17 protein-coding genes and 2 tRNA genes are annotated in these 20,982 nt (G+C 64.0%); 14 read left to right on the top strand and 5 right to left on the bottom strand.

The features are described from left to right. Positions 1 to 47 precede the first annotated feature (47 nt). From AB0N72_RS15715 to AB0N72_RS15700, 4 genes are all read left to right on the top strand, one after another. Positions 48 to 1,217, top strand: a complete 1,170-nt coding sequence (locus tag AB0N72_RS15715) for a cystathionine gamma-synthase (protein WP_363933187.1) — start codon at positions 48 to 50, stop codon at positions 1,215 to 1,217. A gap of 1 nt (position 1,218) precedes the next feature. Beyond that, positions 1,219 to 2,478, top strand: a complete 1,260-nt coding sequence (locus AB0N72_RS15710; protein WP_363933188.1) for a glycosyltransferase 87 family protein — start codon at positions 1,219 to 1,221, stop codon at positions 2,476 to 2,478. Positions 2,479 to 2,572: 94 nt separating this feature from the next. Continuing rightward, a complete protein-coding gene (locus tag AB0N72_RS15705) occupies positions 2,573 to 3,127 on the top strand; it encodes a helix-turn-helix domain-containing protein (protein WP_363933190.1) in 555 nt (184 codons plus the stop codon). After that, positions 3,124 to 4,530, top strand: a complete 1,407-nt coding sequence (locus tag AB0N72_RS15700) for an MFS transporter (protein ID WP_363933192.1) — start codon at positions 3,124 to 3,126, stop codon at positions 4,528 to 4,530. Before AB0N72_RS15705 ends, AB0N72_RS15700 begins: the two co-directional genes overlap by 4 nt. 73 nt (positions 4,531 to 4,603) lie before the next feature. On the opposite strand, the gene AB0N72_RS15695 is transcribed toward AB0N72_RS15700, so the two are convergent. Further along, a complete protein-coding gene (locus AB0N72_RS15695) occupies positions 4,604 to 5,779 on the bottom strand; it encodes an acyl-CoA dehydrogenase family protein (RefSeq protein WP_363933194.1) in 1,176 nt (391 codons plus the stop codon). A gap of 123 nt (positions 5,780 to 5,902) precedes the next feature. Between AB0N72_RS15695 and AB0N72_RS15690 the strand changes: the two genes are divergently transcribed. Then, positions 5,903 to 7,255, top strand: coding sequence for a glycosyltransferase 87 family protein (locus AB0N72_RS15690; RefSeq protein ID WP_363933196.1), 1,353 nt, complete (start codon positions 5,903 to 5,905; stop codon positions 7,253 to 7,255). A 13-nt stretch (positions 7,256 to 7,268) separates the two neighbouring features. Here the strand turns inward: AB0N72_RS15690 and AB0N72_RS15685 are convergent, their stop codons facing one another. The 3 genes from AB0N72_RS15685 to AB0N72_RS15675 are packed head-to-tail and all read right to left on the bottom strand — an operon-like array spanning position 7,269 to position 10,717. Continuing rightward, the gene (locus AB0N72_RS15685) at positions 7,269 to 8,795 is read right to left on the bottom strand and encodes an APC family permease (protein ID WP_363933197.1); all 1,527 of its coding nucleotides are present in this window, start codon (positions 8,793 to 8,795) and stop codon (positions 7,269 to 7,271) included. A gap of 12 nt (positions 8,796 to 8,807) precedes the next feature. Then, positions 8,808 to 10,013, bottom strand: coding sequence for a glutathionylspermidine synthase family protein (locus AB0N72_RS15680; protein WP_363933199.1), 1,206 nt, complete (start codon positions 10,011 to 10,013; stop codon positions 8,808 to 8,810). A 2-nt stretch (positions 10,014 to 10,015) separates the two neighbouring features. Further along, the gene (locus AB0N72_RS15675; RefSeq protein WP_363933201.1) at positions 10,016 to 10,717 is read right to left on the bottom strand and encodes a Tat pathway signal protein; all 702 of its coding nucleotides are present in this window, start codon (positions 10,715 to 10,717) and stop codon (positions 10,016 to 10,018) included. Between the two features lie 150 nt (positions 10,718 to 10,867). On the opposite strand from AB0N72_RS15675, the gene AB0N72_RS15670 reads away from it, so the two are divergent. From AB0N72_RS15670 to AB0N72_RS15630, 9 genes are all read left to right on the top strand, one after another. Beyond that, a complete protein-coding gene (locus AB0N72_RS15670) occupies positions 10,868 to 12,388 on the top strand; it encodes an ATP-binding protein (protein ID WP_363933203.1) in 1,521 nt (506 codons plus the stop codon). Then, positions 12,385 to 13,059, top strand: coding sequence for a response regulator (locus AB0N72_RS15665; protein ID WP_363933204.1), 675 nt, complete (start codon positions 12,385 to 12,387; stop codon positions 13,057 to 13,059). Before AB0N72_RS15670 ends, AB0N72_RS15665 begins: the two co-directional genes overlap by 4 nt. A gap of 31 nt (positions 13,060 to 13,090) precedes the next feature. Beyond that, positions 13,091 to 13,747 carry an MOSC domain-containing protein gene (locus AB0N72_RS15660; protein ID WP_363933206.1) on the top strand — a complete coding sequence of 219 codons (657 nt, stop codon included), beginning with the start codon at positions 13,091 to 13,093 and terminating at the stop codon, positions 13,745 to 13,747. A gap of 382 nt (positions 13,748 to 14,129) precedes the next feature. Further along, complete coding sequence (locus AB0N72_RS15655; protein ID WP_363933208.1) at positions 14,130 to 16,277, top strand: DEAD/DEAH box helicase; 2,148 nt, start codon at positions 14,130 to 14,132, stop codon at positions 16,275 to 16,277. Between the two features lie 137 nt (positions 16,278 to 16,414). After that, the gene (locus AB0N72_RS15650) at positions 16,415 to 16,927 is read left to right on the top strand and encodes a LysM domain-containing protein (protein ID WP_363933209.1); all 513 of its coding nucleotides are present in this window, start codon (positions 16,415 to 16,417) and stop codon (positions 16,925 to 16,927) included. A 117-nt stretch (positions 16,928 to 17,044) separates the two neighbouring features. Next, positions 17,045 to 17,116, top strand: a tRNA-Thr gene (locus AB0N72_RS15645). 61 nt (positions 17,117 to 17,177) lie between these two features. Further along, positions 17,178 to 17,251 (top strand) — tRNA-Met (locus AB0N72_RS15640). Positions 17,252 to 17,313: 62 nt separating this feature from the next. Continuing rightward, entirely contained in the window at positions 17,314 to 17,970 is a 657-nt protein-coding gene (locus AB0N72_RS15635) for an NAD(P)-binding oxidoreductase (RefSeq protein WP_363933211.1), read from the top strand. Between the two features lie 114 nt (positions 17,971 to 18,084). Further along, the gene (locus AB0N72_RS15630; RefSeq protein ID WP_363933213.1) at positions 18,085 to 19,653 is read left to right on the top strand and encodes a Na+/H+ antiporter; all 1,569 of its coding nucleotides are present in this window, start codon (positions 18,085 to 18,087) and stop codon (positions 19,651 to 19,653) included. On the opposite strand, the gene AB0N72_RS15625 is transcribed toward AB0N72_RS15630, so the two are convergent. Then, positions 19,650 to 20,876: an ROK family protein gene (locus tag AB0N72_RS15625; RefSeq protein WP_363933214.1), complete on the bottom strand. Its 1,227-nt coding sequence runs from the start codon at positions 20,874 to 20,876 to the stop codon at positions 19,650 to 19,652. The two genes, AB0N72_RS15630 and AB0N72_RS15625, sit on opposite strands and share 4 nt — an antisense overlap. Between the last annotated feature and the right edge of the window lie 106 nt (positions 20,877 to 20,982).

Raw genomic sequence — 20,982 nt, 5'->3', positions numbered from 1 at the left:
CCATCCCGTTGATCGAACAAACCTTCAAGAAACAAAGAGGTGCTTCCATGACTGCCCACAACAACGCCGGGTTCAACACCCGCGCCGTCCACGCCGGCCAGGAATTCGAACCCCGCACCGGTGCCGTTGTGCCGCCGCTGCACTTCAGCACCACCTACGCCCAGGACGGTATCGGTGGACTGCGATCGGGTTACGAATACGGGCGCGGCGGCAACCCCACGCGTGACTCCCTCCAAGTGCAGCTTGCCGCGTTGGAGGGCGGAGCGGCCGCGTTTTCCTTCGGTTCGGGCCTCGCTGCCGAGGATTCGCTGATCCGTGCCGTGGCCCGTCCCGGAGACCATATCGTTTTGGGCAACGACGCCTACGGAGGCACTTACCGCCTGATCAACAGGGTGTTGGGGGACTGGGGCATCGGGAACACCCCGGTTGACATGTCGGACCTCGACGCCGTGGCTGCCGCGGTTGCGGCGAACAAGACCCGCCTGGTGTGGGTCGAGACACCGTCCAACCCGATGATGAAGATCACCGATATTGCGGCGCTCGCCGCAGTAGCGCACGACGCCGGGGCCCTCCTGGTGGTGGACAACACCTTCGCGTCTCCCTACTTGCAGACCCCGCTCGAGCTCGGTGCCGACGTCGTGGTCCACTCAACGACGAAGTACATCGGTGGCCACTCGGACGTCGTGGGCGGCGCGATTGTGGTCAAGGATGCTGAATTGGCCGAAAAGATCGGCTTCATCCAGTTCGCCGTGGGCGCTGTTTCCGGCCCCATGGACGCCTTCCTGACAACGCGCGGCCTCAAGACCCTGGGTGTCCGCATGGACCGCCATTCCGAGAACGGCCAGGCTGTGGCCGAGTGGCTGTTGACCCGCCCGGAGGTTGAAGCGGTGCTTTACCCGGGCCTGCCTGACCACCCGGGCCACGAACTGGCAGCCAAGCAGATGAAGAAATTCGGCGGCATGGTGTCCGTACAGTTCAAGGGCGGCGAGGCAGCAGCGCGGACCGTCGCGGAAAACACCTCCGTGTTCACTCTTGCCGAATCGCTCGGTGGCATCGAGTCCCTGATGAACTATCCCTCGGAGATGACCCATGCCTCGGTCAAGGGCACCGAGCTGGCTGTTCCTGTGAACCTCCTGCGCCTCTCTTGCGGCATCGAGGAAGCCGAGGACCTTATCGCCGACCTTGAACAGGCCTTCGCCAGGATCAGCAACGGCTGACATGGTGGCTTCTCCTTCACAGACGGTGGCGTCCACCACCACCCGGGGCTGGATCTTCACGTTGGCAGGCGTGCTGGCCCTCGCGGTGGCCGTGTTCTTCCTGTACGCGTACTACCAGCCGGCATTGAACGATTTTGAGGTGTACTACTACGGCGGCGGCAAGGTCCTGGAAGGCGGCGACCTGTATGCCATCCGCGATGGGCTGCCATTCACCTACCCGCCGTTCGCAGCGCTCCTCTTTGCCGGACTGGCGGCGATGGGTTTCTTCGGCGGCAGCTTGGTATTCATCGTTGTTGCCCTTGCTGGTGCCGCGACAGTTGCCGCCTGGTTGGCCAGGCACTACTTCGGCCTGAAAACCTGGCGTGAAGCTTTTGCCGATTACCGGTTCCGGACCACGGCACTGGTGGGCGCGGGGGCCATCCTGCTCCTGGGGCCATGGCGGGACACATTTGTGTTCGGGCAAATCAACATCATCCTGATGGGTGTGATCCTGGCCGATTTTGCCCTGTACGGAAAGGTCCGGGCCGGTGGCATCCGCTGGCCCGCGGGCCTGCTGATCGGCTTGGCAGCCGGTGTGAAGCTCACTCCTCTTGCCTTCGGCTTGTACTTCCTTGTCCGCCGGGATTTCAGGGCCCTGGGGTGGATGGCTGCCGGTTTCTTCGGTTCGATCGCCGTGGCGTGGGCTGTCTTGCCGCAAGCCTCCTTGGATTTCTGGACCCAGATCCTCCCTGATACTGGCCGCATCGGCGGGCCGGCGTACGTGGACAATCTCTCCGTCAAGGGCCTCCTCCTGCACTTCGGCATGCCGGACTCTTCGGTCACCAACATGGTGTGGATGGTCATCTCCCTGGCCCTGGTGGTGGTGGCTGGCCTCATCATCACCTGGGCTGTGGCCGTGGATGAGAACTTCATCGCGGTATCGGCCACGGCCATCCTGATGCTCCTGATCAGCCCCGTTTCCTGGTCCCACCACTGGGTATGGGTTGCCGTAGCGCTGCCCAGCATGGCGTTTGCGATGCACCGGGTACCGTCCCGGAGCGGGCGGATGCGTACCGCGGGCTGGGTGATTGTGGTGTGCTCCACCGTTGCCTTCTACATGACCCCCAAAAACCTGGCCGTCTGGGCCGGCGCTGCCGAATGGGGCAAGGACCCGCAGACGCAGTGGCAACTCATCGTTTCCAGCCTGGGTGTGGTGTGCGGAATCGCCATGCTGGTCTATTGGGCCTTGGCCTACCATCCTTCGCGGAGCGGCCTGCGGTGATCCCGAGGTCGTACCAGCCTGGCGCGGCATCCGGCGTCGACGTTTCAGTTGGCGGATCTAGCTTTCTTTAGAGAAGTCAGCTACTTTGGTTCGCATGCCTCTTCGTTCCGACTGGTCTGCCCGCACGTGCAGCCTCGCCCGCGGCCTTGATGTCCTTGGTGATCCCTGGGGAAGCCTCGTCCTCCGTGAAATCTTCTTTGGCAACGGACGTTTCGACGCCATCAAGCAGCGGCTCCAAGTGGCGGACGCGGTCCTGAGCAAGCGTTTGGGGTGGTTGCTTGAGGCAGGTTTGCTGGCGCAACGCCCATACCAGGACGGCAGCCGCACCCGGCAGGAGTATGTCCTCACGGCCAAGGGCGAGGACGCCTTGCCGGTCCTGAACGCCATCATCATTTGGGCAGAGAAGCACCTGGACGCACCCAACGAGGTATCCCACATGCGCGTCATCCACACGGATTGCGGACTGCCCACCTCTTCCGCCGATACCTGCACCCACTGCGGCGCCCGCCTGACCGCCGGTAACACCAGCTGGCACAGCTTCACCAGGACCGACCACCCGGTTCCCTTGGCTGTGGCACCGCGCCAGTCAGATCCGGCAATCCAAGCAATCAGGGCAGCATCAGCATCTGAAACGGAGATCCCCGCATGACCGCTCCCGACGTCACAGGGACCCCCTCCGGGTCGCAGCAGGCTCCCTCCGGGTCGAAGCCCTCCAGGAAGCCGACTCCGTCCGGAAAGAGCCGCCGCCTCCACCCCGCCTGGATGGTGGCGGCCGTGGCCTTCCTGGCGTTAGTGGGAGCGGCCGGCTTCCGCGCAGCCCCCGGTGTGCTCATGGTTCCGTTGCAGCAGGAATTCGGCTGGTCCACCACCGTCCTCTCCCTCGCGGTCAGCATCAACCTGGTCCTCTTCGGTCTGACTGCACCTTTTGCTGCTGCCCTCATGGAACGCTTCGGCATCCGCAAAGTGACCTCATTGGCACTGTGCCTGATCGGATTGGGTTCTGCCCTGACAGTGTTGGTGAACCAGTCCTGGCAGATCCTGCTCACGTGGGGAGTGCTCATCGGGTTGGGAACCGGATCCATGGCACTCGTCTTCGCCGCAACCATCGCCAACACTTGGTTTGCCAAGAGCCGTGGCCTGGTGATCGGCATCCTCACCGCGGGAAGCGCGGCCGGCCAACTGGTGTTCCTGCCGTTCATCGCCCTTTTGGCCCAGGACCCGGGCTGGCGCGGGGCTTCGCTCCTCATCGCGGCCGGAGCCCTCGCGGTGGTGCCGCTGGTGCTGCGGTGGCTGCGGAACTCACCCGCCGACGTCGGGGTGTTGCCGTATGGTGCGCAGGAACCTGCCGCTCAAGCGCCCGACGCCGGAATCAGCCCTGCGGCGTCAGGCGCACCGGAAGCTGCGGTCACCAAAGACTCTTCCAACGCTGCCGTCCGAGCCCTCCAAGTGCTCAAACGTGCCGCCAAGGTCCGGACGTTCTGGGCGCTGGCTGCGGGCTTCGCGATCTGCGGGGCAACCACCAATGGACTCATCGGTACACACTTCATTCCCTCGGCGCACGATCACGGCATGCCCGAAACCACGGCGGCAGGCCTGCTGGCCGTCGTCGGAATTTTCGACATCGTGGGGACCATAGCCTCGGGCTGGCTGACCGACCGCTTCAACCCGAAGGTTCTGCTGGCGGTTTACTACCAGTTCCGGGGGATTGGCCTGCTGGTGCTGCCGTTGCTGCTGGGGTCGTCCGTGGAGCCGAGCATGATCATTTTCGTGGTGGTCTATGGGCTTGACTGGGTGGCCACAGTGCCACCCACCGCGGCGATCTGCCGCTCGGTGTTCGGTGCCGACGGTTCGGTGGTGTTTGGCTGGGTGTTCGCGGCCCACCAGCTTGGGGCTGCTGCCGCAGCGCTCGCAGCCGGGTTCATCCGGGATGCCACCGGACACTACAACTACGCGTGGATGGGCGCGGCTGCCATGTGCACGGTTGCGGCAGTCATCAGTGCCACCATCCGTAAGGACGCCGCCAAAAAGGAACCCGTAACCGTAACCCCATGACGTTGCGTGGCCCGCTCTGCTGGGTTCCAGCCAGGAAAACCCTGCAGAGCGGGCCTCACAACGCAGGGGAGGGTTAGCCGCGGAAGGCGCCGATGCCCGTGATGTGCTGCCCCAGCACCAGGGTGTGGACCTCGTCAGTGCCCTCATACGTGCGCACTGATTCCAGGTTGTTCGCATGCCTGAGCGGAGAGTAGTCCAGCGTGACGCCGTTGCCACCCAGGATGGTCCGGGCTTCGCGGGCGATCTTGATGGCCTCGCGGACGTTATTGAGCTTGCCCAAGGAAATCTGCTCGGGCCGCAGCTGCCCGGCGTCCTTCAGGCGGCCAAGGTGAAGGGCCAACAGTGTGCCCTTCTGGATCTCCAGCAGCATGTTCACCAACTTCTCCTGCGTCAGCTGGTAGCCAGCCAGGGGACGTCCGAACTGCAAGCGGTCACCGGCGTAGGAGAGTGCGGCTTCGTAGGAATCGCGAGCCGCGCCCATGGCACCCCAGGCGATTCCGTAACGTGCCTCGTTCAAGCACGAGAACGGCCCCCTCAGCCCCATGGCACCCGGGAGGATTGCCTCCGGTCCCAGCTCAACGGCGTCGAACGTTACATCGCACTGGATCGAAGCACGCATGGAAAGCTTCGGTTCAATCGGCGTGGCAGTGACTCCCTTAACGCCAGCCGGGACCAGGAATCCCCGCACCCCATCCTCGGTCCGCGCCCACACCACCATGACGTCGGCGATGGAAGCCAGACCGATCCAGCGCTTGGCTCCGTCCAGCACCCATCCCTCGCTGGTCTGCCGTGCCGTAGTGGTCATGGATGAAGGGTCGGAACCGGCCGAGGGTTCGGTCAGCGCGAAGCAGCCAATGAGCTCGCCCGCGGCCATCCTCGGAAGCCACTCTTCCTTCTGTGCCTCCGATCCCCAGCGGTGGATAGCCGTCATCGCGAGCGAGCCCTGCACCGACACAAACGTCCGGATACCGGAGTCGCCGGCCTCCAGCTCCATGGCGGCCAAGCCATATTCGACGGCGGTCCGGCCGGGACAGCCGTAACCCTCCAGGTGCATGCCCAGTACGCCAAGCTCGCCAAGCTCGGGAGCGATCTCCCGGGGAAAGACCGCGTCCTCGTACCAGCGGGAGATGTTCGGACGGATGCGCTGGGTGGCGTAGTCACGGACTTTGTCGCGGACGGCAAGTTCGTCGTCGGAAAGCAGGGAATCGAGGGCCAGGACGTCGGAGGTGTTCGTCGTTGAATCGCTCATTCCAGCATCCTAGGCTTCCGGGAGCGTCATCGTGCTCCGCAGCCCGAGGGAGCCTTTCAGTAGTATGGGTGCCGGGGGCGCATATTTCCCCCTTTGCAGCTTGGTTAACTTGGGGGATTTTGCATGGCACTGCCTGACGTCGACTTTAGGGCCAAGGCGGACGCCTCGGAGCCCCGCAAAACCGCATCACCGTCTCCGGTTTGGCTTCGATTGCTGCCGGTAGCTCTGCTGGTTTGGCCGGTATGGTCGCTCCTCGGTGATTGGGGCAAGCAGGGTCTGGATTTCAGTGTGTACTGGTTCGGCGGGAGCATCCTGAACCAGGCCGGTGCCTCACCCTCTGACCTTTACGGCCCCACTGTGGCGACGGCCGGTGGCCCGCAGCTTCCTTTCACGTACCCGCCCTTTGCCGCTCTTGTTTTTGGGTTGTTGGCCCGGTTGCCGCAAAACATGGCCCTCAACCTGTTCAACGTTGCCGGTGTGGCCGTGGCTGGCTGGGTGGCCGTCACGATTGTCCGTTACTGGTCATCCAAGGCAAAGCTGCGGGGAGCCCTCTCGACCACCAGGAGCTGTTGGGTCGCCGCGGCGCTGTTCCTCGCGATCCTGTTCCTTGGGCCCTGGCGTGAGACGTTGGCGTTCGGCCAGATCAACATCCTGCTCATGGGCTTGATGGTGGTGGATCTGCTGGGCGGCCTGTCCAAGCGCCGGAGATTCAGGGGGAGCGGGTTTCTGGTTGGTGTTGCCGCCGGGATCAAACTGACGCCCTTGGTGTTCGGCCTGTACTTCCTGATGCGCAAAGATTGGCGGGGGCTGGCGAACATGGCGCTGGGCTTCGCCTCCACTGTGCTGCTTGGATGGTTGTTGCGCCCGGCGGAGTCGCTGGAATTCTGGTTGGAAATCCTTCCCGACACCTCCCGGATCGGTGGAGCCGGTTACGTGGACAACCTCTCCATCAAGGGCGCCCTGTTGCACTTCGGAGTCCCGCAGGACGCTGTGACGCTGCCGTGGTTGGCACTGAGCCTGGCAACCCTGGTCCTGGCTGCCTTGCTGATCAGGGCCGCCAGCGCCCAAGGCGCACGCGTCGTTGCCATTTCGACGACGGCCCTGGCCATGTTGCTCATCAGCCCGGTGTCCTGGTCCCACCACTGGGTCTGGATGGCCGTGGTCCTGCCGGCGTTTGCCTGGACCATCAAGGAAACCCCGGAGCGGTACAGGATCCACAGGTGGGTCATGTCAGGAGTTCTGGCAGCCTCCACGATTGCGTTTTTCTTCTCACCCAAGACCATCGGCACCGCGCTGGGTGCAGCGGACCTGGACGTCCAGACCCCTGGACTGTGGATCATGGCCTCCAGCGCCGGCGTTTTCTGCGCCGCGGCCATCCTGCTGACCTGGTTTGGAGCGCTGCGCAGGAACTCAGTCCGGACTGAGGACATTCCGGATGTTCCAACCCGTCTCCGCCGGTGGGCTGCCCGTACCTGAGGAAGGAACGCGGCTACTCGCCGCGGATCACCCCGGCATCGGCCCGTTCACCGGTGAAGTACGCCCGGGTGGATGGGGCGAAGCGGCACACAATTGCCGAGACCACTCCCAATGCCAGCAACAGCACGCCGCTGACAAACGCGCCGCCGATCCCGAAAATCCGGGTATCACCGTACGCGGGGTCCCACATCTGCACTGCGGAGATGAAGAACGCAGCGGTCAGGGCCAGTGCGCCGAGGAGCGGCAGGATCCCGCGGAACCAGAGATTGCGGGCGGAGTCCCGCAGCGTCGCACGGAAGTACCAGACGCAGGAGAACCCGGTCAGGGCGTAGTAGAACGCGATGAATAAGCTGATGGCACTGATGGAGTCCGAGAGCAGGTTCTCGCTCAGGAAGCTCATTGCCACGTAGTAGGCCACCGCTACCGCTCCCATCACCTGGGTTGAGTATCCCGGGGTCATGAAGCGCTCGTGGACCTTGCCGAACCGGGCCGGGAGGGCTCCATGAACACCCATGGAAAGGGTGCCGCGGGCCGTCGGAAGGATGGTGGTCTGGGTGGAGGAAAGGACCGAGGCCAGGACGGCCACCACAATAAGCCAGCCCCACGGACCGAGGACAACATCTTTCATGGCAAGGAAGACGTCGTCCTGGTTCGCTTCGTTGCCCAAGCCGATTCCGTCGGTTCCGATCGTGGCGTACATCATCACCAGCAGGGCTACGGAAACGTAGATTGCCACCAGCACCGAGGCTGAGATCACGGCGCCCCGGCCCGGCGTCTTGGCGGGGTTCTCGGTTTCTTCGTTGAGCGCCAGGCAGGTGTCCCAGCCCCAGTAGATGAACAGTGCCAGCAGCGCGCCGTGCACCACGGCACCCGGATCGGCAAAAGCACCCGCGGGATTGAACCACTCAAAGTCGAAGGGTTGGCCTTCCGGCGCACCTCCGGCAATCCGGAAAACGATCGCCACCGCAAAGATGCCCAGCGAGATGTACTGGATATACGTCAGCGTGCGTTGGACGTGTTCACCCAGCCTGATGCCTCGGTGGTTCACATATGTCATGAACACGATGAACAGCACTCCGGTAGCAGTGACCAGCCACTTGTTCTCCGCCAGGGAACCGTCCCCAACCAGCAACCAGAGGTACTTCCCTGCGATCTGGGCAAGGTTTGCCAGCACAACGATTCCCGCCAGGGCCACGCCCCAGCCTCCCAGCCAACCAGCCCAGGGCCCGAACGCCTTGCGTGCCCAGAAGAACGTGGTTCCGCAGTCCGGCATGGCGCTGTTGAGCTCGCGGAAGGCGTAGGCAATGAACAGGACGGGAATGAACCCGAGGACAAGAATCAGGGGCGTGTAGTTCCCGTTGACAGCAACGATCAGTCCCAGCGTCGCCGCCAGCGAATACACCGGCGCGGTGGACGCCAGCCCAAGCATGACGGAATCGCCAAGGTCCAGGATCCCGGCGTGGAGGCCTTTGGAAGGTACGACGGCGGCAGGGTCGCCGCCCGCTGAGCCGCCACCCGGCGTCGAGGTTTCAGTGCTCATGGTTTTCAGTCCTCACAGTGCAGCTCCATAGGAAGTAGCAGGGGGCGCAATAGGCGCCGGGGCGTCGATGGTGTTGGGAACAAAGCGGCAGAAATAGTCCGTGATGGGTCCGTCCGACTCGCGGATGCCACATCCAACCGACTCGCCGTCCACCACCCACAGACCCAGGACAGGGTGGTTTCCGTCGAAGTCCGGGAGGGGGTGGTACTGCTGGTAGCACCAGCCTTCCCGGCCGTAACCGCCGGGCTGGGAGATGTCGATCCCGGGGGCGTGGATGCGGATGTTGTCGCCTTCGCGGCCGTGCAGGGGCTTGGCCACCCATTCCTTCAGCGGACCGGGGTCCCCGAGGTAGGCGGGCAACAGGTTTTCGTGGTTCGGGTAGAGGTGCCACAACGCAGCCAACAGGGCTTTGTTGGACAGCAGCATCTTCCATGCCGGCTCCACCCACCGCGGGTTGTGGGCGCGCTGCAGCAGCCGATGACCGAACGGCTCCTTCATCATCAATTCCCAGGGATACAGCTTGAACATGGTGTTGATCATGAAGTTGTCCAGGTCCACGAACCGGTTCAGGTTGGGGTCCCAGCCGATGTCCGACATATTGATGCCGATGGTGGTCCAGCCACCCTGGCTGGCGACGTCGCGCATGTAGGCAGCCGTCATCCAGTCCTCGCCGGATTCCTCGGCTTCGGAATGGGCAACATGCAAAGTGCTCATGCCGGTCCGGAATTGGAGCTTCTTCCACTGCCGGATGAGGGCCTCGTGGATGCCGTTCCACTGGTCCTTCTCCGGGAACACGTCCTGCAGCCAGAACCACTGCGCCACGGAGGCCTCGATCAATCCCGTGGGGGTATCGGCGTTGTACTCCAGCATTTTCGCCGGACCGCCTTTGCCGTCATAGATGAAGTCGAAGCGGCCGTAGATATCCATGTCCCCGGCCTGCAGCGACTCAGCTGCCAGATCCAGTGCCTGGCGTCCGATGCCGATATCGCCCATGGCGCCGGTGGCAAGGTACTTTGCTGCCTCCAGGCACATGAGGTGCATGTCTTCGGCGGTCTTCTCGAGCGTTTCCACCTCGTCCATGGAGAACTCGTAATAGGCCGATTCGTTCCAGTATTCGATCTTCCGGCCGTCGGGCATGGTGGTGGTGGAGAAAACCAGGCCCTGTTCTTCGATCTTCTGCTTCCAGTCCGGCCTGGGCGCGGAGGGGAGTCGACGCACGCTTAGCCCCCTGAGCTTCCGCCGCTTTTGGAACTGCTGCCGAAGCCGCCCCGGCTGACAGTGCCGCCCTTGGTGCTGTATCCCGTGGACGACTTGGCTCCTTGCGGCACGGTCTTGGTGGCACTCGGGTATGCGCTGCGGTTTTGGCCGACCGCAGGCACGCTGGCACCCCGGGAGTAGAAGTACCAGGCGTAAACGCCCGAACTCCGCCCGGCTGAACTGCTGTTGTTGCACTGGTCATCGTCCACGCGCTCGCCGGTTTCTTCGTTGAAACAGACCTGGGCGTAGTCAGCCTCTTGCTCGTTGGAGGCCACGATGGCGGTGATGGTCCCCGCGAGCAGGGCCGTGACGCCCAAGCCGACCACAATGGTGCGTCGCTGCGAGCGCTTCTTTTTCTTCGCTGCGGCCGCGGCATCGCGTTCGCGCTCGCGTTCGAAAGGGTCAACGACCGGGAGGGGCTGCCCCGGCTCGGCCTGTCCGGGGATACCGGCAGATGCCCCCGCGGGGACTTTCTTGCTCCTGGCCGGCTTCTTGCCCTGTTGGGGATTTTCTTCCACTGGTGCGAACAGTTCCGGGTGGAGTTCGGGCTTGGGGACCTGCCAGGGAGGTGGCTTGGGCGGGTTGTTGGCCGCGTTCAGGCCATCGTTGTTATCCCCGCCGCTGCCAGTGCTGCCGGCGGCGTCGGGGTTGTCTTTCGGGTCCATGTGTATCCCCCTGGATAGACCGTTGGAGTGCCCGGCGCCACGCCGGACCAGAATGCTCAGAGCAAGCCTAGTCCTTGCAGGCTCCGGAGGCACTCGTTACGCGGGCAAGTGGGGAGAAGTGCCCACCCGCGGACGTGTAAGGATGTAGCCATGGCGGCAACTGAGGCTCAGGGCAACGGCGACGACGGTGCGCTCCTGAGGTTTCCGACGGTGCGGGGCATTGGGCGGGGCCGTGTCACGGCAGGGTTGATCCTGGCGCTTCTGCTGCCACCGGCGGTGGAAGTGGCTGTCACAGTGCTTGGTTTCCGCAACTTTGCCATGATCATGCTTCTCCAGCTCGCTGTTGCTGTGGCAGTGGCTGCCATCGGGGGTCTGTGGCCTGCCGTTGTCGCCGCTGTGCTGGGCAGCTTCCTCCTGAACTATTTCTCGGCCGACCCGGTGGGGTCGTTGTCCATCGCCGATCCCACCACATTGTTCACCTTGGTGGTGTTCCTGGCCGTTGCCTGCGGGGTTGCCCTGGCTGTGGGCCTGGCCAGCCGGCGGGCGCAGGAAGCCGCGAGGTCCGGTGCCGAGGCCACGGCGCTCAGTGAACTTGCCCTTCGGATCCTCAGCTCGGATGGAAGCCTGGAGACGTTCCTTGAGAAGGTCCGCGGCAACCTGGGAATGGACGCAGTGACTCTCCTCGGCTCCGCAGGCCCTGGCGCCGGAGTGCCCGGCGCGCCGCCCGAATGGCGGGTCCTTGCCAGCGCCGGCCCGAATCCGCCGGTGACGCATGCCGCCGCCGACCATGCCGCCGTCGTCGATCCCCAATACACGCTGCTGTTGCGCGGCGGTCCGTTGTCTCCGCACCATGAGCGGATGCTGGTGGCTTTCGGCGCGTTCGTGGTTGCGGTGAGGGAACGGCAGCAGCTGGTGAAGAGCCGGCGCGACAACCTGCGGCTCTCGGAGGGCAACAAGATGCGGACCTCCATTCTCCGGGCGGTTTCCCATGATTTGCGGACGCCGCTGGCAGGAATCAAGCTTGCCGTCAGCAGCCTTAGGCAGGAGGACGTGACTTTTCCTGCCGATGTTGAGCGGGAGCTGCTGGAGACCATCGAGGACTATGCGGACCGGCTGGATCACCTGGTGGATAACCTTTTGGACATGTCCCGCATCACTGCCGACGCCGTCAATCCGTTGTTGTCCGGCATTCTGTGGTCCGATGTGCTGCCGGATGCGTTGAGGGGTGTCCCGCACGAGCGCCTGCGCAACGAACTGCCGCCCAACCTGCCTCCCGTGCAGGCGGACGCCGGAATGCTTGAAAGGGTCGTGGCCAATATCGTGGAGAACGCCATGAAGTACGCCCCCGGTTCGGATGTGGTGCTGACGGCGCGTGCCGGTGAAGGCATCACCCTGGGGGAGCGGCCCGCCAGTGAACTGCGGATCGCGGATCACGGGAAGGGCATGGGCCATGAGGAAGTCCTCACCATGTTCCAGCCGTTCCAGCGCTTCGGTGATTCGTCCGCTTCAGCAGCCGGAGGGACAGCAGCGGGCGGTGGGATCGGTTTGGGCCTGGCGGTAGCGAAGGGTTTCAGCGAGGCCATGGGCGGCCGGCTGGCAGCGGAGCCGACGCCGGGTGGCGGCTTGACCATGGTTGTCACCTTGCCGCTGTGGACCGGTGACCCCCTGTGACGCTGGTGTTGATCGTTGAGGACGAGGCCCGCATTGCCCGGGCCATGCAGGTGACCCTGCAAGCCCACGGGTACCAGGCGATGACGGTGGGAAACGGGGCCGACGCCCTGAGCGCGGCTGCGAAGCATCCGGTCAACATCGTGGTGCTGGACCTTGGCCTGCCGGACATCGACGGTGTGGAGATAATCCGCCGCATCCGCGGCTGGAGCAGCATGCCCATCATCGTCTTGTCGGCCCGGCATGCTTCCGAGGACAAGGTGGAAGCGCTCGACGCCGGTGCGGACGACTACGTGACCAAGCCTTTCGGCCTCGATGAGCTGCTTGCGCGGCTGCGGGTGGCTTCGCGGCGTGCGGTCACCGGTGGGGAAGAACCCACGTTGGCTACCGCCGACTTCGTGGTGGACCTGGCTGGTAAGAAGATCGTGAAGGATGGCGCGGAGGTCAGGTTGACTCCCACCGAATGGAACATCCTTGAGCTGTTGGTCCGGAACAAGGGCAAGCTGGTCAGCCAGCAGCAGATCCTCACCCAGGTGTGGGGCCAGGCCTATGCCAAGGAAACCCAGTACCTGCGGGTCTACATCGCCCAGCTGAGGAGGAAGCTGGAGCGGGATCCGGCCGAGCCCCGCCACCTGCATACCGAAGCGGGGATGGGCTACCGTTTTGATCCCTAGCCCCGTCCTTGTCCATCCGTAGACTGGTGCCATGAACACCGCTTCCCTTCTTGCCGTGTGCCGTGTCCACCAGTTGCTTCCCGACCCCCTGGGAAGCGTGGGTGTCACGGCCATCGACAAACGCCCTGTTGAGGGACCGGTCAAGGTCCACAAACTGGGCATCCACGGTGACGTGCAGGCCAGCCGCGTGCACCACGGTGGAGAAGACCAGGCCGTCTACGCTTACTCGCAGGAAGACGCCGATTACTGGTCCGCCGAGTTGCAGCGGGACCTTCCCGCGGGCATTTTTGGCGAGAACCTGAGGGTGACCGGCATTGATGCCACTGGCGCTGTGATCGGCGAGCGGTGGAAGATCGGGCTGGATGTGGAACTGGAAGTTACTTCTCCCCGCACCCCGTGCGCCACCTTCCAACGCGTGTTGGGGGAGCCCACGTGGGTCAAGCGTTTTTCCGAAGCCGGACGGGTGGGCACCTACCTGCGGGTGGTCAAAACGGGCAGTATCTCGGCCGGAGACCATATCCACCGCACGTTCATCCCCAAGCACGGAATCACGGTGGGGCAGTGGTTCAGCGAGCCCACGCCGGACCTCGTCCAAATCCTCCTCGATGCGGAGGCTGATGGGGAGATCCGCCTCCAGGACGACTACCGTCCTGAGTTCGAGAAGGTCCTGCGGAGGAGTGGACTCTAGCAGCTCCGGACAGGGGTGTGAACAAGCTCACCCGGCCATCCTTGGGTCTTAACTCGCGGTCAGGCCGTCCCGTGCCCTACACTTGAAACATCCCCCACTCCGGAAATCCCTTTATCCTGCCCAATTCTTGAGGCAGGACTGGTAAGTGTTGGGGCCCGCAAATGTGTGCGGGCATTTTCATAGGGAGAGCCGGCTAAAGAAAACGCTGTACAGACTGCTGGGATAGCAGCCAAGAGATGCAGCGGGAAGTCCTGCCATGGGATTGCGATAGCGCCGGACTTCTTGCGAAAGCAGGGCACCATTTCCTGTCTCTTCGCGACGAGTACTGCGGCCAGCCCAACCGGGTCGCGCCGACTGCCCTATGGATGAGGAATTTCCCCCTATGACCGAAAATCTCAACGAAAACTTCGACGCCGAGAACGCCGGGACTGCCGAAGCAGTTGCTCCCGCCGAAGCTGAAGCACCGGCTGCTGCCGCTGCCCCCGTCGAGACTCCCGCAGCTGAGGCTGCGGCCCCCGCCTTCACCGAAGCTCCTGCTCCCAAGGCAGAAGAGGACGAAGAAGAAGGCATCCGCTTCGCCGAACTCGGCATCGACGGCCGTGTCCTGGCCGCTCTGCAGGATGTTGGCTACGAGAAGCCGTCACCCATCCAGGCTGCAACCATTCCGTTGCTCCTTGAAGGCCGCGACGTCGTCGGCCTGGCACAGACCGGTACCGGCAAGACCGCAGCGTTCGCTGTTCCGGCCCTGTCCCGTCTGGCTGAACTCCACGACCTCAACGGCCCGTCCCGCAAGACCCAGGCCCTGGTCCTGGCTCCGACGCGTGAACTTGCCCTGCAGGTTGCCGAGGCATTCACCTCCTACGCCAAGCACATCGACGACTTCACCGTGCTGCCCGTTTACGGTGGCTCGGCCTACGGCCCGCAGCTTGCCGGCCTTCGCCGTGGCGCACAGGTCGTTGTTGGTACCCCCGGCCGTGTGATCGACCACATTGCCAAGGGTTCCCTGGACCTCTCCGAACTCCAGTACCTGGTGCTGGACGAAGCTGACGAGATGCTGCGCATGGGCTTCGCCGATGACGTTGAGCAGATCTTCCAGCAGACCCCGGAGGACCGCCAGGTAGCGCTGTTCTCGGCCACCATGCCTGGCCAGATCCGCCGCATGTCCAAGCAGTACCTGAACAACCCGGCTGAGATCTCCGTCAAGTCCAAGACCACCACTGGCGCCAACACCCGCCAGCGGTACCTCCAGGTCATGGGCCCGCACAAGCTGGACGCCCTCACCCGCATCCTTGAGGTTGAGGACTTCGACGGCGTTATCGCCTTCGTGCGGACCAAGATGGCTACCGAGGACCTGGCTGACAAGCTCAAGGCCCGCGGTTTCCAGGCTGCCGCCATCAACGGCGACATCCCGCAGCAGCAGCGCGAACGCACTGTTGACGCGCTCAAGGAAGGCCGCATCGACATCCTGGTCGCTACCGACGTCGCCGCCCGTGGCCTTGACGTTGAGCGCATCAGCCACGTCATCAACTACGACATCCCCCATGACACCGAGTCCTACGTGCACCGTATCGGCCGCACGGGCCGTGCAGGCCGTTCCGGTGACGCCATCCTCTTCATGACGCCGCGCGAGAAGTACCTGCTGCGTTCAATCGAGAAGGCCACCCGCCAGCCGGTGGAGCAGATGCACCTGCCCACCGCTGAGACGGTCAACACGCTTCGCTTGGGCAAGTTCGCCGAGCGCATCACCGAGACCCTCGCGTCCGAGGATGTTGCAGCGTTCCGCGACCTCATCGCCTCCTACGAGGAAGAGCACAACGTTCCCGCCGCAGAGATCGCTGCTGCCCTGGCTGTCATGGCCCAGGGCGGTCAGCCTTTGCTGGTCAAGGAACTGCCTGCTGCTCCCGAGTACCAGAAGCGTGAGCGCTCCAAGGACGGCTTCGGTTCCCGTGGCCCGACCCGTGCGCTCACCGAGGGCAACGCCACCTACAGGATCGCCGTCGGACGCCGCCAGCGCGTCATGCCGGGTTCCATCGTTGGCGCCATTGCCAACGAAGGTGGCATTTCCTCCGCACAGATCGGCGGCATTGACATCCGCTCGGACCACTCCCTGGTGGAGCTCCCGGCAGACCTCAGCCCCGAGCAGCTGCGCGCACTGTCCCGCACCCGCATCGGTGGCGAGCTGATCCACCTTGAGCTCGACAACGGCCGCAGGCCCAACAGCGAGCGTGGCGGCTACTCCGGTGGCGGACGCGGTGGCTACGGCGACCGTGACAACCGCGGTGGTGGCAACTTCAAGGGCAACGGCGGCTTCAAGAAGGAGTTCCGCAAGTCCGACGGCGAGCGTTCCTCCGCTGACCGCGGCGGCCGCTCCTACAGCGACCGCACCGAGCGCACTGCAGGCAGCTACGGCGACCGCGATCGCGGCCAGGCCAGCGGTTCACGCTTTGGCGGCCACGGTGACGGTGCCCGCAAGCCCCGCACCGGCGGCGAAGGCAGCAACCGCGACTTCAACCGCAAGGGCAAGTGGTAAACACTAAGTAGTTCCCATCAGGGGGTCGGCTTCCATGCCGGCCCCCTGAGGTGCTTAACGGGGTTTCCTGTGCCGCCGCCCGGCCGTACCATCAAGGTGCCGGCCTCATTGGCCCGCAGGACAGGGAAAGGTGCTCCATGGGATTGCTGGATAACTTGAAGAAGAACCTTGGTTTCGGCGACAAGGGGCACGATGACAGGCAGCATGCGGACAGCGTTCCGGTGGAGCGGAATGCGCCGGAGGGGCCGGAGGACCAGACTGCCGTAACCCAAGCCACAGAGGATGCCGCCGCCGTCGAGGTTTCAGCGTCGGACACCGCCGCCGCCGAAGCCGCGGCAGCCCAGGCGGCACAGCAGCAGGCCGCAGCGGATGCTGCAGCCGCCGAGGAAGCGGCCCAGGAGGACTTGGAACCCGTCGCGCCGGAAGTCCAGCCCGAGGCGCAGGAAGCGGCCGTTGAGGCCGCTGCAGGGACAGGCCAGCCGGGGCCAGTGGCTCCCCGTGTCACCGAGGTGGTGGTGGAACAGGGCGACACCATGAGTGGGATCGCGGCGCAGTTCGGCGTGGATCTCGGAGCGTTGATCGCCACCAACGCCGACACCGTTCCCAACCCGGACTTGATCTACCCGGGGCAGGTGCTTCGCCTGCCCTGAAAAGCCGGTATCTGGATCAGGAAAAAGGCGTCTTCGCAAATTGTGTCGGCGCCATTTTCCCGCGCTCTTTCGCCGATTTGTAGCTTCTGAAAACGTCCGGTAGAGTATTTACTCGTTGCCCCCCTAGCTCAGTGGTAGAGCGCGTTCTTGGTAAGAACGAGGTCACCGGATCGATTCCGGTGGGGGGCTCTGGATGAGGGCCTGTGTCAAGGCGGTTTTGACCGGCTTGACACAGGTTTTTCTCATTCGTGGCGGTGTAGCTCAGTTGGTTAGAGCGCACGACTCATAATCGTGAGGTCGGGAGATCGAGCCTCCCCACCGCTACAGGGCAAGACCCCGCAGATGTTCTCTGCGGGGTTTTTTGTTTTCTGGGACAGAATGGGTCCATGAGCCGAATCGCGATTATTGGCGGCCACGGAAAAGTGGCCCTGCACCTGTCCCGGATTCTTAGTGGTGAAGGTCACGACGTCACGTCGTTCATCCGGAATCCCGCCCATGTGGCGGATGTCACGGACACCGGCGCCTCTGCCGAAGTGCTCGACGTTGAAAATTCGACGACGGCGGAACTCGCCCAAGCGCTCCAGGGGCACGATGCCGTGGTCTGGTCCGCTGGTGCCGGGGGAGGCAATCCGTCCAGGACCTATGCCGTTGACCGGGACGCTGCCATCCGATCCATGGACGCCGCGGCGGAGGCCGGCGTCAAAAGGTACGTCATGGTCTCCTACATCGGTGCTTCCAAGGAGCACGGCATTCCCAGTGACCACCCGTTCTTCGCCTACGCGGAGTCCAAGGCCGCCGCTGACGACTACCTGCGTGGCACGGACCTTGACTGGACCGTGCTTGGCCCGGGAACCCTGAGCGATGAGCCGGCCACGGGCCTGATCGAACTGCACCCGGAAAACCCGGGCAACGGCACCCGGACTTCCCGGGCCAACGTGGCGCTGGTGGCTGCCGCGGTCCTTGAGCTGCCCGGGACCATCGGCAAGACCATCCCCTTCAAGGATGGAACCGAGGACGTGGTGGACGCGCTGACCAAGGATTAGCAGCCCGGCTGGCAAACGGTTCCGGCAGGAGTGTGTGCGCCCCGCGATATGTTGGTAGGGAACTTTTCCGGTTTTGCCCGGTAAGTGCCGTACACATCTGGGGAAAGCAGGAACATGGATCAGCTGGCGCTCATAGTCGGGTTGCTGCTTGCAACAGTCATCGCGGTTGGCCTGGGGGACCGGCTCCGGTTGCCGTATCCGGTCCTCATGCTCCTGCTGGCTGTTGCGCTCACCTTCATTCCCGGGTTTCCCGAATTTGAGATCTCGCCGGAACTGATCCTGCCGATTTTCCTCCCTCCGTTGCTGTTCGCCACTGCCCAGAAGAGTTCCTGGGCCGTGTTCCGGGTCCGCTGGCGGACCTTGCTGCTGATGGCGGTTGCCTTGGTGGTGGTTTCTACCGCCGTGGTGGCCGGTGCTGCATGGCTGATGATTCCCGGCATTGGTATTCCCGCGGCGATAGCCCTCGGTGCCATGGTGGCGCCTCCGGACCCGGTAGCCGTTGAATCCGTGGCGGGCCGGGTCCATATGCCACGTCGACTGATCACGGTCCTCCAAAGCGAGGGACTGTTCAACGATGCCGCGGCAATCGTGATCTTCCAGGCGGCAGTTGCTGCCACCCTGGCAGGCAAGGAAGTGGGCCCCGGCGTCATCCCGCAGTTTGTGATTGGCGCCGCGTTGGCCATCCTGATCGGCATCGCCATGGGCTGGTTGACCAAGTTCATCACCAAGCTGGTGACCTCCATGGTGGCCCGCAGCGCGGTGACACTGGTGGTCCCTTTCGCCGCGTACATCCTGGCCGAAGAACTGCACGCCTCCGGTGTGGTGGCCGTCGTCGTGACCGCCCTGGAGCTGCAGCGCCACACGCGTCCGCAGGACGCAGCTGAACGCATAACCCAGACGGCTTTCTGGGACGTGGTGGAATTGCTGGTCACCGGCTTGGCCTTTGGCCTGGTGGGCCTGGAAATCCGGCACGTAATCCGTGATGAAGGTACGGCCATTTTCGGGATGATCGGCATGGCCGTGATGATCTGCGTCCTGGTCTTCGCTGTCCGGTTCCTGTGGCTGGGGCTGCTGTCCATGACCGCCCGACGACGCCGTAACCTCCTGCCCACCTCGCCCAAGGAAGTGCTGATCCTGACCTGGTGCGGCATGCGGGGCCTGGCAACATTGGCGCTTGCCCTGGCCTTGCCCGTGACGCTGCCCGATGGCAGTGATTTCCCGGCCCGCCACGAAATCCTGGTGATCGCCTGCGCGGTCCTTCTGGCCACCCTGGTGCTGCCGGGGCTGACGTTGCCCTGGCTCATGCGGGTGCTCAAGGCCACCGAAGATGGCTCGCATGAGCAGGAGGCCGCGAGGGTCCTCGCCAGGAGGGCCCAATCCGCGGCTGTGGCTGCGCTGAAGGACCACGACCTCATGAAGGAGTTGCCGCCCGAGAAGGTGGCACTGGTCAAGGAGAAGATGCGCCGCCTGCATGCCGAGCTGCTTGATGGCACCCTGCAGAACGAATCGGCGGCGGAAAAGCGCAAGAGGGGCCGTGAACTGTCCATTGCCGTGCAGACCATCGCCCTGGATGCTGCCCGTCAGGAAGTGGTCTCAGCCCGCAACGAGCCAGGGACTGATCCGGAAGTGGCAGACAGGGTGCTGCGCCAATTGGATCTGCGCACCATGTCCATGCCGGACTAAACGGCTGCCTGGTGCCTCGGCAGGGACGCCGGGTAGAGGTCCAGGGCGTGTTCCTCCACGTAGTCAAGGGCATGGCGGATGGCACCCAGAGACACTATTCCTTCACCAAGGACTGAAGCTGCCAGCCGCGGGGGAGTGAAGGTGAAGTCCTGCAGTTCTTTCCCGATGCCTGGCAGCAACGCCTGTGCGGAGGGTGCGACACCGCCTGCGATGACCACCAGTTCAGGGTTGACGAAGGTGGCTATGGACCCGATCACGCGCGCCATGCGGCGGGCCACCTGGTCCAGCGCCTTCTGCGCGGCGGGGTCGCCGTCGGCGGCTGCCTTGAAGACCATCTCAGCGGTCAACGCGGCAGGGTCATCGCCGCAAAGCTCCCGTAGCACCGCGGTGGCCGTTCCGTCGTCCAGGGCTTCGCGCCCCCAAAGAACGGCGTAGTGGGCGATCCCGTACGTGTCGCCCACTCCGTCCACGTTGTCCAAGTAGCCCAGTTCCCCGAATCCGCCGTGCTGTCCGTGGAGCAGGCGGCCGGATTCGAGGATACCGGACCCCAGGCGGTCTCCGGCCAGCATGACCACCAGGTTGTCCACCCCTTGCGCCGTACCCTGCCACCGTTCAGCCAACGCCGCGAGGTTGGCGTCGTTTTCCAGGAGCACTTTCCATCCGTGCCGTTCTGAGACGATTCCGCGGACATCGAAGGACTTCCAGAATTCCTGGGCTGTCAGGACCTCGCCTTCTCGGCTCACGGGAGCGGCTACTCCCACGGAGACGGCAAGGACCGAATCAGCCGTCACCCCGGCTTTTTCGAGGGCTTCTGCCGCGATCTTGTCCAGCACGTCCGCCCGCTCATCGGCGCCGATGTTGTCCGTGCGGAAGGGCGTGGTGACCTGGGACAGCGACGTGCCGGCCATGTCAGCGACGATGGCGGTGATTTTGTTGGCCCCGATATCGATGCCGATCACGCTGGCCGCGCCGTCGTCGAAGACAAAGCGGCGGGCAGGCCTGCCCTTGACGTAGTCGCCGGCTCCGCGCTGGTTCTCCAGCTCCTGAAGCCAGCCAAGTCGGACCAGTTCGTCGCAGATGGAAATGACCGTGGCGCGGGAGAGCCCCGTTGATGCCATCAGTTCGGTGCCTGTCACCACTCCGGCGCCGCGCATGGCCTTGAGCATTGCGCCGGCGTTGACCCGGCGGACCAACTGGGTGGACGGGGCAGTTCCGGTCAACATTCCGACTCCCGATCAATGGGGTAGCCGTCCATCGGAGTGATAGGGCGGTCTCTCTAAATTTAGTCCATAAATTTAGATGACAACACATTTCCTCCATCGCTTGACG

The sequence above is a fragment of the Paenarthrobacter sp. NPDC089307 genome (assembly GCF_040685055.1).
Lineage (GTDB): Bacteria > Actinomycetota > Actinomycetes > Actinomycetales > Micrococcaceae > Arthrobacter.
This window is presented reverse-complemented; position numbering and strand designations above follow the sequence as displayed.